Annotated in this window: 14 protein-coding genes; 8 read left to right on the top strand and 6 right to left on the bottom strand. The window is 40.2% G+C overall.

Going from position 1 to position 14,563, the window contains the following annotated elements; translation table 11 throughout:
* Positions 1–163: 163 nt before the first annotated feature.
* Entirely contained in the window at positions 164–1,060 is an 897-nt protein-coding gene (gene epsC / locus EHR06_RS11600; protein WP_135757149.1) for a serine O-acetyltransferase EpsC, read from the top strand.
* 36 nt (positions 1,061–1,096) lie between these two features.
* Here epsC and EHR06_RS11595 read toward each other — a convergent pair whose 3' ends face one another.
* Complete coding sequence (locus EHR06_RS11595; RefSeq protein WP_135757148.1) at positions 1,097–2,806, bottom strand: family 2A encapsulin nanocompartment cargo protein cysteine desulfurase; 1,710 nt, start codon at positions 2,804–2,806, stop codon at positions 1,097–1,099.
* Positions 2,793–3,734, bottom strand: a complete 942-nt coding sequence (locus EHR06_RS11590; protein ID WP_135757147.1) for a family 2A encapsulin nanocompartment shell protein — start codon at positions 3,732–3,734, stop codon at positions 2,793–2,795. Before EHR06_RS11590 ends, EHR06_RS11595 begins: the two co-directional genes overlap by 14 nt.
* Positions 3,735–4,198: 464 nt before the next feature.
* Here EHR06_RS11590 and EHR06_RS11585 point away from each other — a divergent pair, with 464 nt between their 5' ends.
* The gene (locus EHR06_RS11585; RefSeq protein WP_135757146.1) at positions 4,199–5,497 is read left to right on the top strand and encodes a COG3014 family protein; all 1,299 of its coding nucleotides are present in this window, start codon (positions 4,199–4,201) and stop codon (positions 5,495–5,497) included.
* On the opposite strand, the gene EHR06_RS11580 is transcribed toward EHR06_RS11585, so the two are convergent.
* A complete protein-coding gene (locus tag EHR06_RS11580) occupies positions 5,485–6,045 on the bottom strand; it encodes a penicillin-binding protein activator LpoB (protein ID WP_135757145.1) in 561 nt (186 codons plus the stop codon). The genes EHR06_RS11585 and EHR06_RS11580 overlap by 13 nt on opposite strands.
* Positions 6,046–6,140: 95 nt before the next feature.
* On the opposite strand from EHR06_RS11580, the gene EHR06_RS11575 reads away from it, so the two are divergent.
* Positions 6,141–6,980 carry a helix-turn-helix domain-containing protein gene (locus tag EHR06_RS11575; protein WP_135757144.1) on the top strand — a complete coding sequence of 280 codons (840 nt, stop codon included), beginning with the start codon at positions 6,141–6,143 and terminating at the stop codon, positions 6,978–6,980.
* Between the two features lie 78 nt (positions 6,981–7,058).
* Positions 7,059–7,616 (top strand): YbhB/YbcL family Raf kinase inhibitor-like protein, encoded by a 558-nt coding sequence (locus EHR06_RS11570; RefSeq protein ID WP_135757143.1) that lies wholly within the window; start codon positions 7,059–7,061, stop codon positions 7,614–7,616.
* Between the two features lie 82 nt (positions 7,617–7,698).
* Here the strand turns inward: EHR06_RS11570 and EHR06_RS11565 are convergent, their stop codons facing one another.
* Complete coding sequence (locus EHR06_RS11565) at positions 7,699–7,944, bottom strand: hypothetical protein (RefSeq protein WP_100766949.1); 246 nt, start codon at positions 7,942–7,944, stop codon at positions 7,699–7,701.
* A 440-nt stretch (positions 7,945–8,384) separates the two neighbouring features.
* Here EHR06_RS11565 and EHR06_RS19235 point away from each other — a divergent pair, with 440 nt between their 5' ends.
* The 4 genes from EHR06_RS19235 (at position 8,385) to EHR06_RS11550 (ending at position 10,529) form a co-directional block, all read left to right on the top strand.
* The gene (locus EHR06_RS19235; RefSeq protein ID WP_208757784.1) at positions 8,385–8,609 is read left to right on the top strand and encodes a hypothetical protein; all 225 of its coding nucleotides are present in this window, start codon (positions 8,385–8,387) and stop codon (positions 8,607–8,609) included.
* Between the two features lie 82 nt (positions 8,610–8,691).
* The gene (locus tag EHR06_RS19150; protein WP_208757783.1) at positions 8,692–8,838 is read left to right on the top strand and encodes a hypothetical protein; all 147 of its coding nucleotides are present in this window, start codon (positions 8,692–8,694) and stop codon (positions 8,836–8,838) included.
* A gap of 36 nt (positions 8,839–8,874) precedes the next feature.
* Positions 8,875–9,666, top strand: coding sequence for a hydroxyethylthiazole kinase (gene thiM, locus EHR06_RS11555; RefSeq protein WP_135757142.1), 792 nt, complete (start codon positions 8,875–8,877; stop codon positions 9,664–9,666).
* On the top strand, positions 9,663–10,529 hold the full coding sequence (locus EHR06_RS11550; RefSeq protein WP_135757141.1) for a rhodanese-like domain-containing protein: 867 nt from the start codon (positions 9,663–9,665) through the stop codon (positions 10,527–10,529). The genes thiM and EHR06_RS11550 overlap by 4 nt, the downstream gene beginning before the upstream one ends.
* A gap of 5 nt (positions 10,530–10,534) precedes the next feature.
* On the opposite strand, the gene EHR06_RS11545 is transcribed toward EHR06_RS11550, so the two are convergent.
* Both EHR06_RS11545 and EHR06_RS11540 read right to left on the bottom strand, forming a co-directional pair.
* Positions 10,535–11,173, bottom strand: a complete 639-nt coding sequence (locus EHR06_RS11545) for a LuxR C-terminal-related transcriptional regulator (protein WP_135757140.1) — start codon at positions 11,171–11,173, stop codon at positions 10,535–10,537.
* Between the two features lie 19 nt (positions 11,174–11,192).
* The gene (locus EHR06_RS11540) at positions 11,193–14,333 is read right to left on the bottom strand and encodes a response regulator (protein ID WP_135757139.1); all 3,141 of its coding nucleotides are present in this window, start codon (positions 14,331–14,333) and stop codon (positions 11,193–11,195) included.
* Positions 14,334–14,563 lie beyond the last annotated feature (230 nt).

The raw sequence follows: 14,563 nt of genomic DNA, 5'->3' as shown, positions 1-14,563 counted from the left end.
GCATATGACCTTCTTAATTAAACAGTGAGATTGAAATTATACAATTAAAGCAGAATAAAATTTAATATATTAAAATAATTCTGGATTCTAAAGAAATAAGAATCATATATATCTATTATAACAGATTTTATTCTGTAAAAAAGAGATCTATTAGGAGATTATTATGGGAATCCAGGAACCGAATGGAACACCTCAAATCGATCCGCACTTGGAAGATAACTACCGTAATTTTCTGGATTCTATATTCAAAAAACAGAATGAAGATCCTCATCGTTACGGGGGAAGACAGGTCGCAGGGCAATTCATCCAGGAGTTATTCGATATTCTTTTTGCAGGATTTTTCTCCGACCTGAATTTTAGAGACCGGACCCAGGTAGAAGATAGTATCTCCCGTTTTCTATTAGATGCTAAGAAAAAATTACAACCTTATTTAGTAGGATCTAAAGGCCCCGAGATCAATTGGGTCCTTTCGGAATTCAAAAAAGAATTACCCTTACTTTATGATCTCATTTGGAAGGATGCAATCGCGGCTTACGAGGGAGATCCTGCCGCGGAAAGTGTGAAAGAAGTTATATTAGCTTACTCAGGTTTTTATGCGATTGCAGTTCATAGAGTCGCACATGTATTACATCGTTTAAGAATTCCGATTTTTCCAAGAATGTTAAGCGAATACGCTCACGAAAAAACGGGGATAGATATCCACCCTGGAGCAAAGATCGGAAAATCATTCTTTATGGACCATGGTACTGGTATCGTGATCGGAGGAACCTCGGAGATAGCGGATAATGTTAAAATCTACCAAGGTGTTACATTAGGCGCGCTCTCCGTAAGCAAGGATCTAGCCAGTATCAAAAGACATCCTACAATCGAAGAAAATACGATTATCTATGCAGGAGCAACTATATTAGGCGGGGACACTGTGATCGGCAGGAATAGTATCATAGGAGGAAACACTTGGGTCACGCAAAGTGTTCCTCCTTATTCCGTAGTGTATCAAAAAAACGAGATTAGGGTCAGAAATTCCAAAGAACTAGACAATGTGATCGATTTTTCTATCTGAAGAATATCGACTGGAAACTGTTTCAATATCCGGCCCTTATAGAGGGCCGGAAGTCCTTCCACCTTTTAGATCGTATAAAGCTCGGATGAGAGAGTCTATATCTTCGCAAGTATTATAAAATGCTAAAGAAGGTCTGACAGTACTTTCTAATCCGAATCTTCTTAAGATAGGTTGAGCACAATGGTGTCCCGATCTGACTGCAATTCCTTCTTGGGCTAAGTATCTTCCTACGTCCTCCGTTTTAAAACCTTCCAACACAAAAGATAATACTCCTGCCTTATCAGGTGCAGTTCCGATCATTTTTAGACCGGGAATTTTTTTAAGCTCCTTAGTCCCATATTCCAAAAGAGAATGTTCATATTCTGCAATACGTATCATCCCGAATTTGTTTAGATAATCGATAGCTGCACCTAAACCTACTGCATCCGCAATATTACCGGTGCCTGCCTCGAAACGAAAAGGAGCAGGCTGATAAACTGTTCTTTCAAAGGTAACATCTTGGATCATATTTCCACCGCCTTGCCAGGGTGTCATTTGATCCAAAATTTCCTTCTTACCGAATAGTACGCCGATTCCAGTCGGAGCGAATACCTTATGACCGGAGAACACGTAAAAATCGCAATCCAAGGCTTGTACATCCACAGGCATGTGAGAGACCGCTTGTGCTCCATCCAATAATACCTTGGCACCTTGTTTATGTGCCAGTTCTATCATTGTTCCGGCAGGTGTAACGGTTCCCAATGCGTTTGAAACTTGAGTGAATGCAACTATACGAGTCTTAGGTGTGAGTAATCTTTGGTATTCGCTTAGGATGATCTGCCCTGTTTCGTCTACCGGAATTACTTTTAATTTAGCACCTTTCTCGGAACATAACATCTGCCAAGGAACTATATTGGCATGATGCTCCAACCAAGAGATAAGTATCTCGTCGTCTTTACCTATATTCTGTCTTCCCCAGGTCTGGGCCACTAGGTTGATCGCTTCAGTGGCACCTCTAACGAATACGATCTCTTCGGCAGATGAAGAATTTAGGAAACCTTTTACCTTCTCCCTTGCCGCCTCGTACGCGTCAGTCGCTCTTGCCGCAAGAGTATGAGCTCCCCTATGAATATTGGAATTCTCATGTTTGTAAAAATGAGAAAGCCTATCTATTACTGCCTGAGGTTTATGAGTTGTAGCAGCATTGTCCAACCAAACTAAATTCCTGCCGTTCACCTTTTCTTCTAAGATCGGGAAATCTTTTCTGGCATAACTCAGATCAAAATTCCCGGAAGAAATATCAACGGAAGGAACAAGGCTCGGACTGAAACTGAATGGATCAGAAATTTGAATATTCTGAGCTTTAGAATCGAAGGATCTAAAATCTTCCAAAAAAGAGAACGGAGAATTCTGTCCCGGCAACCCTTGTCCGGAACCTGGGACATTCAATCCTCCCGGAAATGTAGGAACTCCAGCTCCGGATAATCCTAGATCGGGAACCCTTGTGTATCCGGCTCCGGAACTAGGAGTCCATGAATTTACTCCAGAAGCAGATTCCGCCTGAGAGATAATTCCCTGGCTATCCGCAGGTATTTCATTCGGAATTTTAGAAGAAGAAAGAACCAATTCATCCACGTTAGATCCGCTTGATAGAGGTCCGAAAAAATTTTTGGACCATTCCGCTATCAAGTTTGGATCTATAGGAGGAGTATCCTTCCAGTTCGAAAATTCTCCGGGAAGTTCCGGGGAAAAATCACTTGTACTCATAATAATTGCCTACGTCCACGTTCTCTAAAACGGCGATCGCATCGTCGGTCAGAACGGCGGCAGAGCAATAGAGAGAGATCAGATAAGAACCGATTGCAGAACGATTGATCCCCATAAAACGGACCGAAAGTCCAGGAGTTTGTTCTCCAGGTAATCCAGGCTGGTATAATCCGATCACACCTTGTTTCTTTTCTCCCACTCTCAAAAGAAGAATGTTTGTTGTTCCGCCAGGAGACTTAGGAGTAGTTTCTCCTCCTACTAAAAGTTTATCCGTAGGAATGATCGGAAGTCCTCTCCAAGTTAAAAATTGTGCTCCGAAAAGGGAAACAGTAGCCGGTGGAACTCCTCTGCGGGTACATTCTCTGCCGAAAGCAGCCACTGCCAACGGGTGCGCTAAGAAAAAAGAAGGCTCTTTCCAAACTTTAGAAATGAGTTCGTCCAGATCATCAGGTGTAGGAGCTCCTTTTCTAGTTTGTATCCTTTGTTTTTTAGGAACATTCTTCAATAGACCGTAATCTTCATTATTGATCAGTTCGTTCTCTTGGCGCTCTTTAACACTCTCTATAGTAAGTCTAAGTTGTTCTTGGATCTGATCGTGAGGATTACTGAATAAATCGGAAACTCTGGTGTGAACATCCAGCACCGTTGATATTGCACTCAACGTGTATTCCCTAGGTTTTTCTTCGTAGTCTACGAAAGTTTCAGGAAGAGGTTGTTCATCCTTTTGTCCGCAGACAACTTCTACCGAGGTATTGTCCTTTACTCGGTTCACTCTTAGGGTTCCGGACTCTAACGGTTTCCAATCCAATAAACGAACCAACCAACGTGGAGTGATCAGATCATACTGCGCCTGCGTTTTAGTTGTATTTGCTAACTTACGGGCTGCGCTATCTCCCAAAGAATGCTGCGGAATGCTGTTTTCAGCCATATTAAAAACTCCTGATTAGCTGAACGTTTCGATCCATTATGTTTATCTCTATCGTTCAGAAACGGATAAAAGGATTCGGATATCGAAATAACTCCGTTTAATATATTTTAATAGTTTATAAGTATATTAAACAAATCAAATGTACTAAGTTGGATCGAAACATTCGTTCCTGTTGGTATTCGATAAGTAACAAAATTGGGAAATACTTTTTTATTCTTTTGGGAAATTAATAAAAACGGAAGGAGAGTAATGAAATCAAGAAGAGCAAAGTACAATAAAACGAAAAGAAATTTCCAGACGATATAATGAATCCATTTAGATGGATATTTAGGACAGTTTATTCTATGAAATGTGCCCTATTTCCGCGAAAGAAATCGTAAAAATAAAAGTTTTCCAAATGTTTTTTAGTTCCCATCTAATATTCTTCCCTTATTACTCCTAACTACCCTATGGCGAAAAATTTCTTGAAATTAGGCAGCATTTTTCTTCTACTTCTATCTTTATGCGTTTCCTGCTCTTCTCTTTTAAAAAGAGAAGATTATGCTCCTTCTAAAAAAGAATGGGCCAAAGGAAATCCTAGATCCGCCTTAGAAAGTTTTCCTTCTAGAGAAAAAGGGACTTTTATCACATCTCTCGAAAAAGCGATCATAGGGTTTTATACCCAAGAAAATGATATCTCTAAACTGCAAGATATAGCGGAAGAGAACAAATCCAGACTTAGATTCAGTGCAAGCAGAGAATTACGTTCCTTCTTCTACTCTGAAACTCCTGAAGGTTATTACGCATCCGAAGCGGAAGTGATCTTTCTTCATATACTTTTAGGTCTTTATTATGCTAAGAAGGAACAATACGAAGAGGCTTTAGTAGAAGCAAGATATGCATCTAACTTATTAAACGGAGAATGGAGTGCAGAAGGACAATTTGATGATCCTAATTTAAGGATATTACTCGCCTCTCTTTGGACTGCATGTGGAGATTGGCAGGAAGCTAAAGTAGATTTGAGAGCCGCCTTAAGACTTTCTCCTAAATCCGCTTGGCTTAGGCAATATGCTTACTCGGAGCAAGCTCCTAAAAACATCTTTTTGGTTTTGGGCGGCCCTGGGCCGGAACCTTTTATGGACCCTGAAACAAATTTAAACTTAGTAAGAGGACTTAGAAAGTTAGGATTCCAATTTAAAGGAGAAAGAAGTGAACTCCAATGGATTGATCTGGAAGGAAATCGGGATAAATTGTATTTAGGACCTTCTACCCAGAATTGGTACCAAAGACATTTAGACAGAGATAATTCCATTCATGAGATCATAGACGACTCAAAATATTTTCAATTGGTTACTCTTAGCACAACTAAGCAGGCGTCTATCTTAGCTGCAAAAGTCGCAGGAAGTATTGCAGTGGGAAGTGTTATTGTAGCATTGGGAGGAGGAGTAATGTATTTAGGCTTTGAAGCTCATTCCAATGAGATAGGAGCCATCGGTTTATTTATCGCGATATCCGGATTTAAACTGGCTGCAAAATGGATAGATAGCTCCATCCAAACTTCTAAAAAGGAATTTGCGGAAGAAATAGATATTTCATCTAATTATAGATACGTTCGCTTTTTACCCGAGTATATTTGGTTTGGGTCTTCCAAATCTAATTTAAGATTTCCTAAAATAAAAGAGAAACAATCCGGGAAGGAAGTCCTACAAATCTCTACATTCGGAAAAATCCCAGTGACTATAGGCTTTTATCCGGATGTAAAAACCGATAATCAAAGCCCGTAGCCTTCTGTATCACTTATTTTCAGAAATTTTTTATCTGTTTGCCAAACGATCTCATTCGATTCCACACTTGTTAAACGAAGAGTGATCAAGATGTATTGTATCTTCTTCCCCTTTTCGTAATTAACTAGATCATTCAACTCACCGCTCAAACGATAACTTGGAGATTTTAATTTTCCAAAATCAAGTTTAGCGTCGGAAGATACGATCCCCGACTTATTCAAACTAATCTCGTCCAAAGATGCTTTTCTTTGAGAAGTATCTACGAATGGGATCTTATTAGAGGTCAAGTTAGTAACGATCTCATTCGCTAAAATTTTGGTATCTATATGTTCGGAGGTATTATTCTTAAATTTTTGAAGTTCTATATAACCCTTAACTGAGTCTTTTTTATAAAAATCGGAAAGTGAAACACTCATATTCTGGACGGTTTCTCTGATTTCTCTCACACCCCATTGTTTTGTGCCTTGGACTTCGCTCGGGTCCCGATATTCTACGCCTGCGCAATAAAAACTTAATATGATAAATATAGATAGAAGATAGAATTTCATATTCGAGTTAAACGTTATCTCTACCTAAAAATACGAAAAGCAAAAAACAAAAATCTTGCAAATCTCTTTAAAATGGTCAGTCTAACACAAAACCTATGAAACGTTCCATTATATCCAGAGACGGGGTCGGACTCTCGGCCACGGTGATCCAAAAAAGGGAATTATACCTTTCCAGAGTGATCACAGATCTACCCACATTGGTATTCGTCAAAAAAGGGATCAAAAGCCTAAAGCAGAATGATCTGGAATTGGATATTAGATCGGGAGAAGCGGTGGCGATTGCTGGAGGCCAAGCGTTCGACGTGATCAATCGTCCGGATGCAGGAGAATTCGAAGCTGCTTGGATCGCATTCCATCCGAACGTGATCCGAAATTATAAGCCTAATCTCCAGGACCTAAAAGATATAGAACCGGCATTCATTTTTTCTAATATAACTTCCGGATTTTCGGACGCTTTTCAACTCGCAAGAGAATCCATCACCACCGACAAATTGATCTCCGATCAGGTTGCGATCCATAGGGCGACGGAAATATTGATCTGGTTAGGAGAATACGGCAGAAAATTTAAAGTACCTTCTACCGATAATATCTCCCAAAAGATACGATCTTTTTTAAACGCGAATCCTGGGAAAGATTGGTCCGCTATAGAGATCGCGGATCGACTGGAGATGAGTGAAGCAACTCTCAGAAGAAGACTTTCTTCGGAACTTTCTTCTTTTTCCGAAATACTGATCGATGTCAGAATGTCATTTGCACTCTCCCTATTACAGGCAACCGACAGAAGTATAGGAGAGATCGCAAGAGAGGTTGGATATGATTCCGCTTCCAGATTTGCAGTCCGATTCCGGGATAGATTCGGATATTCTCCCACTATGCTCAGAAGGGAAGCAAGTCGTGATCGGAACGGCACAATCCATGATCGGGTCAGGACATAAGGCCTATTTTTTGATAAATTAGGAATGCATACTTAAACTTTCGGTGTTATTCTGCAACGCGTAGAACTCGGAGGTTTTATGAAAAAATTCCTATCGTTCCAAAACGGTATATTGTTTTGTGTTTTATTCTTTGCCGGATCCACGTTTGCCGGGGATCTAAAGGTCACTAGCTCCGCCCTCAAAGAAGGAGGAACAATCACCAACACTCATGTGTTTTCCGGATTCGGATGTTCCGGAGAGAATAACTCTCCCGACTTACAATGGTCAGGCGCTCCTAAAGAAACCAAGTTTTTTGCAGTGACTGCATATGATCCGGATGCTCCTACCGGAAGCGGATGGTGGCATTGGACTGTGATCAATATCCCTGCGACTGTCACAAGTCTTCCTGCAAAAGCCGGAAATGATAAAGGACCTCTTCCTGCAGGTGCAGTCCAAGGCAGGACCGATTTCGGTAAGCCCGGATACGGCGGCCCCTGCCCTCCTAAAGGAGATAAACCTCATCGTTATATCTTTAAGGTATTTGCTTTAAAGGATAAGATCGATCTGGATGGAGAGGCTTCCGGAGCGTTAGTCGGATTTTATATCAATTCACTAAAACTAGCAGAAGGAAAATTAACCGCAAAATACGGTAGATAATTTTTTCTCCGAAGTCGGGTCCCCCGGCTTCGGATACTTATATAATTCTACATTATTAAAAAAAACAGAATATACTTAAAGATCATTCCGCGTTCAATAGAGTAAGTGCGATCTCTTTAGAACAATCGTATGCCTCTATATCCAAAACAAAATCATCTCCAGAAGTCATATTGGTCAGGATCTCTGTTCCGCTACTTCTCAATTCACCGGTGATTACATGATCTAATTGCATGTATTCTACATTACCAATTCCGAATGTATATCCGTGCTCGGTAAGTATGATCATTTTATTCGACTTCTCATTGATGCCGGCTATCCTTCCTTTCATTATTCCTCCCTAATGAAACTAGATAAAAGTAGTTATAAATATAGACGGATCTTATAAAAAATCCCTACACTATGTCTTACGATTTCAAAAAAAATCGCAAAAAATATTAAGATAACTGTTAAGTTCCCGACCTAAGACTATGAGTCTCTTGAGTGATATATCGGATACTTATCCTAATATAGAATATCATAACGTATCTCATAAATTAAACGTTATGCGCTCTTAATCAAAACACAGTAGACCTAATTCCTTTTACCTACACCGGCTTTCTTTTGCTCCTTCTTCTTTATTCGTTTGAAGTATAAAAAAAGTTTGACTCATTCTCCCCAAAGCACTTCTTCTGTTATATTATAATATAATTCAATATATTAGATATACTGAAAGATATATTAGCGGATCCCTTAGATAAGGGAATTTTGGTTTGGAATCAGGAAAAACGTGTGGCACATAACCCCCGCCTGGGTCTGGATTACCCTTTTCAAAACGGCTTCTTCCATCTGACCAAACAAGACGCCATCCAAAATGCCGGCGCCGGTACAGAAGCTCGTTACGAAGGTCTCGCAGAATGGTATGATTCCGTAATGCAGGACCAAAACAATAGAGGGGACCTGGCAAACTCCGCGTATTCAATTTTGAGATCCTTGCTTTTACGGGGCTTACTCTGAACCTCTTTCTCAAGGTGAAATTTTACAAAAACCGGGATATAATAAGTCCCAATTCGTAGAACCGGATCTTTTGAAAGGAACAGTGAGAAGTAAAGTAGGAGCTTGGCATAGACCGGTCACTGATGTGATCAATACTTTCTTATCTGCAGGTTTTAAATTGATAAAAGTGGTAGAAGGTGGACAAGGGGCTCTTCCCCAACTTCTCGCATTGAGCTTATTAAAAGAATAGATCCATAAAGTTTTTATTATATTAGGAGAATAAAATATGACAACCGCTTCTTTGACACAAAAATCCTGGCCTTCTCCGGACATCGTTTCCGATCTTGCAGAAGTGCGAAAACATGCACCTCTTACCCATGTGCTCACGAATATTGTGGTCACAAACTGGACTGCGAACGTTCTCTTAGCTGCGGGAGCTTCTCCTGCTATGGTAATAGCGGAAGAAGAAGTTTCCGATTTCGCTGCAATCGCAGGTGGAGTGCTTATCAACGTAGGTACGATCAATAGTTTCGATGCAAAGGCAATTAAGGCGGCGGCGATCGCGGCCCAAAAAGCGGGGACCCCTTGGGTCTTAGATCCCGTTGCAGTAGGTGCTCTTAGATACAGAACGGAGATCGCAAAAGATCTTTTACAATATAAACCTACGGTGATCCGAGGAAACGCTTCCGAGATCCTGGCTCTTGCGGGGGCTGCAGGCGGAGGAAAAGGTGTGGATTCAACGGCTGCTTCTTCGGATGCAGTTCATCTCGCTAAAGAACTGGCGACGAACACGGGAGCAGTGATTGCGATCAGCGGAGAAGTAGACTATATCACCGACGGAAAAGAGACAATCGCAGTTCCGGGAGGTCATATTCTGATGACTAAGGTTACGGGAGTGGGATGTTCTTTAGGAGCCTTGATCGCTTCCTTCTTAGGGATCCAAAAAGATGCGTTACGCGCTTCTGTCTCCGCATCCGCTGTTTTTGCCATTGCAGGTTCCAGAGCTGCGGAGAAGTCTTCCGGCACTGGGAGTTTTGCCGTGGCATTTTTGGACGAACTGAGCACAATCTCTGCATGAGTATCGCTGTCGCAGTTCCTACAGGAAATATAGGCAAATTCCTTCTTCCAAAACTTCTGGAGTCAGGCAAAAAAATTACTGTGCTGACCAGAAGTCCTCAGAAATTGGATCCGACGATCAGAGAAAGAGTCAGGATACAACAAGGTGCCTTGGAAGATGAAAATTTTATCTTAGAAGCAACCAAAGGAACGGAAGCTTTGCACTGGTTGAACCCTGGAAATAAAAAGGCCGAAGATGTTCACGGATGGTATCGACTTTACGAAAAAAGTGTATCTAACGCAGTCCAAAAGAATAAAATAGAATTCGTGGTGAATATCTCCACGATCATTCCGGAAGTGGTGGAAGCTGGAGTAGCGGACGGGATCGTCCATGTGGAAGAATATCTGAATGAAACGGATGCGAATGTGGCAGCGGATTATCTTTTGAACAAGAACTGGAAAGGAAAGAAGATCCATGTTCTGCATGGAGGAGAAGACCTAACCTTCGAAGCCGCGGTAAAAAGTTTGAGTGCTGCCGTCGGGACTACATTAAAGTATAATTATATAAGCCTTGAGAATTTTTACGAGGACTTGGTTGCAAAAGGTTATATACCGTGTGCAATCAATATTCCTCATACAAGTTTAACCGACCCAAAAACGGGAAAATTCCTATCCAAAGAGGATCTAAAACTTTCTTTTAGGAACGCTGGTGTGGATACTGATTCTCTTCCGGAAAAGATCATCTGTTATTGTAATGGAGGAGTTTCTGCGACAGTTGTCGTAACAGCTCTCGGAATTTTAGGAATAGAAAATATTCCGGTTTATGACGGCTCTTGGAACGAATGGGGGAAGGACGAAAATCGTCCTAAGTCCCGACTCATCTGAAACGTTTAAGGCAATAGTCCTATATCGCTTGCCTTTCTTACCAGTTCCGCCCTGTTATGTACATTCAATTTTTTGTATATATTCTTAACATGATGCTGGACCGTATACTTACTGACTTTAAGGAATTCAGCCACTCTTCCGATGGTTTTTCCTTTTACCATTTCATCCAGGATCTGTTTTTCCTTAGGAGTGAGCTTAAATTCTCCAGAATAATCCTTTTGTTTAAAACTGTTCAATACGCGAAAAGCGATCGTAGGAGTGATGATCGCTCCCCCTTTTAAAACCGTGTCCACTACATCCGCAATATCTTTCAGTTCCGATTTTAAGATATATCCGATGGCACCGTTCTTTAAAGATTCGTAAATTAGTTCGTCCGAATTCATATTGGAGAGCATAATTTTGGCGATCTCAGGATCTCTCGCGGAAATTTTTCCGGCAAGCTCTACCCCATTCATTTCGGCTAACATAATATCCAGAAAAATAATATCCAAGGATCTGCCCTTCTCGTCCTCCCAAAAGGATTCTGCGGATTCCCAATGGAATACTCCACCTATCTCCGGAATAGATTCCAAGGTTTTTAGGATCTGTTCCTTAAAACTTTCATCGTTTTCTACGATCCCTACTTTGATATCTGAAGTTTTCATGCTCGTATTCACACCTTATTTATTTTACGGAAAAATTTCCGATCGGGATATTTATTTTTATTTTATATATATTTTCGACTAAGTACATTTCCACTTTTCCACCCAGGCCGGAGATCCTATATATCAGATTTTCCGTACCTCTTCCCGTTTTATGTTTTTTCAGATGATAAGAAGATTCCGCATTCATTTCCGTGATCAAGTCCCCGCCTTCCAGATAGAAATTCCATTTGGTTACTCCCTGACCGTATTTTAGATCGTTATTCGTGATCTCATTTACGATACTATAAAGTTCTATGATAGAAGTTTCATTTCTTCCTTCTTCAAAAAACTGAAGCACCTCGTCTTGGCATTCGAACTCTAAGTCCCTTTCCACATCGGAATATCTTCTGAGTAAGACTAAATTGATACCTGTAATAAAATTCTCGGACAATAATCCAAGATCTTCTATCTTCAACATCTGCTCTCTCAGAATATGGATGGATTGGTTTACCGCCTCGTTGATCTTCTTGAAGATTGGTTTGTCTTCCTGGCTTTGAGAGAGCAATTCTTCCGACAAAAACTTTAAGTCTGTGAGTTTTCCGCCCAGGTGATCATGTAAGTCGATATTGATCCTTTGCCTTACATTATTTACCGCTTCTCTCTTCTCATTCTCCTGGTTTAGGCGGCTCTTATGACCGTCCGCTAAGGCGAGCAAATTATTGATCCTTAAGATCAATTCCTCGAAATCAAAAGGTTTGAGCAGATAATCATTTGCACCGTTATTCAATGCCGCCATCAGATCTTTGTCCTGATTTTTCGCGGTCAACATCAAAATAGGAAGCTCCAGTGTGCTAAGAGTTTTACGGATCTCCCTGGCAGTTTCTAAACCGGACATTTTAGGCATCATCACATCTAAAATAATAACGTCAAAAGCCTTATCTTTTTGTAATATTTCCAAGGCTTCCATTCCGCTTTTTGCGGTGATAGAGGATATATTCCGCAAAGATAGATAGTTTTGTATTACCTGCAAATTCACAGGCTCATCATCCACTACCAGGATCCTTGCATTCTTCTCCGAATCGGACGACTCATTTTGAAAAGATACGGTAGAACCCGGATGATTTCCTTCTTTATAATTTTTTAATTCTCTTCCATCGGATCTCGGGATTTTTCCGGATACCAACGGGATCGTAAAATAAAAACGAGAACCTAAGCCTAGGCTGGATTCTACTCCGATCTCTCCTCCATGTAATACAACCAATGCCCTGCTGATGGAAAGTCCAAGTCCTGCACCGGAACTATTTTTGGAATCTCCCCTTTCTACCTGCTCGAAAAATTCGAATACCTTTTGGTGTTCTGTAGGATCTATTCCGATCCCAGTATCGGAAACACTGATCTCCGCAATCCCTAGAGCTTTGATACGAGCACTGACTATGATCTCACCCTTCTCCGTAAATTTGATCGCATTACTCACTAAGTTCTGTAATATCTGTTGTAACCTATTCTCGTCCGCAAGCAAGTCCGGAAACTCGGGTAAAACCGCATTCACCAATTTTATCTTAGTTTGGTCCGTAGAGATCCTATTCAATTCCAGAGTAAAATTCACCGCTTGGTATAAGTCCACCGATCTCAGATTTAGATTTAAATCCTTATGTTTTAATTTAGAAAAATCTATAATATCGTTTACTAAACTAGAAAGCCTTTGTCCGCTTGTGACGATCATCCCCAGTTGTCTTTCCACGGATTGAGATAATGGACCACCTACTCCTCTTTTCAAAGAGTCCGCAATACCGATGATCCCCTGCAGAGGAGTTCTTAATTCATGAGAAGTATTCGCTAAAAATTCGTCCTTCAGTTTGTCCAAAGAGATCAACCTTTGGTTGGATTCTTGTAGATCATGAGCTAATTTTTCGGAAAGTTTATAGGCACTTGTAAATCTTTGAGAGACCATAAATGCCTGTGCGACGAAAAAGGAAGCCACTCCGTAAGGAGAGAAGTATGCGGTATTTATGATCATATTCGCATATAATATGTCGTTGGTCACTACCGCAAAAAATAGAAGAAAGAAAAATAAACCTACATCTGCTCCTAACTTCTTATTTTGCATCGCTTTCCAAAAAACGTATACTAGATAAAAACAAGCTATAGTCACTAAAATCCCAAAAATAGAAATTGTCTTGGAATATATGATCAAAGGTGTGAATAATACGATGAAAGAAAGCCCGATAATGATACCGATAAAAAACCGAATGACTTTTTTGTTTATCTCGTCCGGATATAAGGTCCGGATAAATAAAGGAAAGAATATACCGATCAAAAAACTGGACATCAATTCCAATCTGTATCCCCATTCGAAGTCGAAATTCGGGAAAATAGAATACAATATTCTTTCTCCTGTGATCAAAATACGAATGGTGGAACAGATCGTTAGAATTCCATAATATAGTGTGGAAGTTTCTCTTCTTAAAAATGCGAACAAACTTAGGTGATATAAACCTAAAACTAAAAGTCCTCCACCTACAAACAGATCCAATCTAACATTACTTTGGCGTATGATAACCAGATCTTTTCTTTTTCCTATAAAGATCTTTGCCCAAGGGCCCCCTTTAAAATGGGAAAAATTGGAGATCTCAATCGCGACCTCGTTCTCTATTCCCAGGTCGAAAATTTCGCTGACTCCAGGTCTATATAAAGGTTTACTAGTTTCAGGGGTTTTTCCGACTACCCCGCTGGAAATTACCTTCTTTCCATTTACGTAAAGTGTATAAGATGTGGATGCTTCCAACATCTTGATCGCCATATCGGTTTCCGGCTTTTCTAAACGAACTAGTATCTTATAAGTCGCATATCCAAAACCTGGATACTTTTGGTCCTTGTATTCGTTCCAAACATTCGGAACATCTCCGAATTTGATCTGTTCCTTTTGTTTTTGAGAAGGAGCCAGATCTGTCTTTAAAGGATTTTTGATCTCCGAAAATAATTGAGACCAATAAAACGCCCAATCACCTTCTATACTCAAAGGTTCTTCTTTTCCGAAGTCCCAATTTTTACTTAGATCTAATATTCCATTTTCTACTCTAGGTTTTTTCTTGGGAGAAGATCCGGACTCACAGCCCATACTAAAAATTAGGATTGAGATCAGTAAAACTCCCTGGAATTTTTGAGAGAAAATGGAAACCATCTACACTGATTCTTCAGACCATTCCGGATTTATAAACCTTTTTAATATTCCAAAAGACTATTCGGTAAATAAATAGAAGGAACAAAATTCTCCCTTATTCTAGGGATCTTTCGGATCAGGCCGATCTTCTTTTATACTCTCTTCAACTAGGTAAAAACTAAGAAATATCAATACGTTTTCGCAAATTTTGTCCCTTGACTTCCACTCGGTAAAAATTAGAAAATTATTCC

Origin of the sequence: Leptospira dzoumogneensis, assembly GCF_004770895.1 — a bacterium.
Lineage (GTDB): Bacteria > Spirochaetota > Leptospiria > Leptospirales > Leptospiraceae > Leptospira_B > Leptospira_B dzoumogneensis.
The sequence above is the reverse complement of the archived record's forward strand: the minus strand, read 5'-3'. Positions and strand labels throughout refer to the sequence as shown.

What these genes read in the sequence shown, in the direction of transcription:
- epsC (WP_135757149.1), top strand. Translation starts at nt 164, where the DNA reads ATGGGAATCCAGGAACCGAATGGAACACCTCAAATCGATCCGCACTTG.
- EHR06_RS11595 (WP_135757148.1), bottom strand. Translation starts at nt 2,806, where the DNA reads ATGAGTACAAGTGATTTTTCCCCGGAACTTCCCGGAGAATTTTCGAAC.
- EHR06_RS11590 (WP_135757147.1), bottom strand. Translation starts at nt 3,734, where the DNA reads ATGGCTGAAAACAGCATTCCGCAGCATTCTTTGGGAGATAGCGCAGCC.
- EHR06_RS11580 (WP_135757145.1), bottom strand. Translation starts at nt 6,045, where the DNA reads ATGAAATTCTATCTTCTATCTATATTTATCATATTAAGTTTTTATTGC.
- EHR06_RS11575 (WP_135757144.1), top strand. Translation starts at nt 6,141, where the DNA reads ATGAAACGTTCCATTATATCCAGAGACGGGGTCGGACTCTCGGCCACG.
- EHR06_RS11570 (WP_135757143.1), top strand. Translation starts at nt 7,059, where the DNA reads ATGAAAAAATTCCTATCGTTCCAAAACGGTATATTGTTTTGTGTTTTA.
- EHR06_RS11565 (WP_100766949.1), bottom strand. Translation starts at nt 7,944, where the DNA reads ATGAAAGGAAGGATAGCCGGCATCAATGAGAAGTCGAATAAAATGATC.
- thiM (WP_135757142.1), top strand. Translation starts at nt 8,875, where the DNA reads ATGACAACCGCTTCTTTGACACAAAAATCCTGGCCTTCTCCGGACATC.
- EHR06_RS11550 (WP_135757141.1), top strand. Translation starts at nt 9,663, where the DNA reads ATGAGTATCGCTGTCGCAGTTCCTACAGGAAATATAGGCAAATTCCTT.
- EHR06_RS11545 (WP_135757140.1), bottom strand. Translation starts at nt 11,173, where the DNA reads ATGAAAACTTCAGATATCAAAGTAGGGATCGTAGAAAACGATGAAAGT.
- EHR06_RS11540 (WP_135757139.1), bottom strand. Translation starts at nt 14,333, where the DNA reads ATGGTTTCCATTTTCTCTCAAAAATTCCAGGGAGTTTTACTGATCTCA.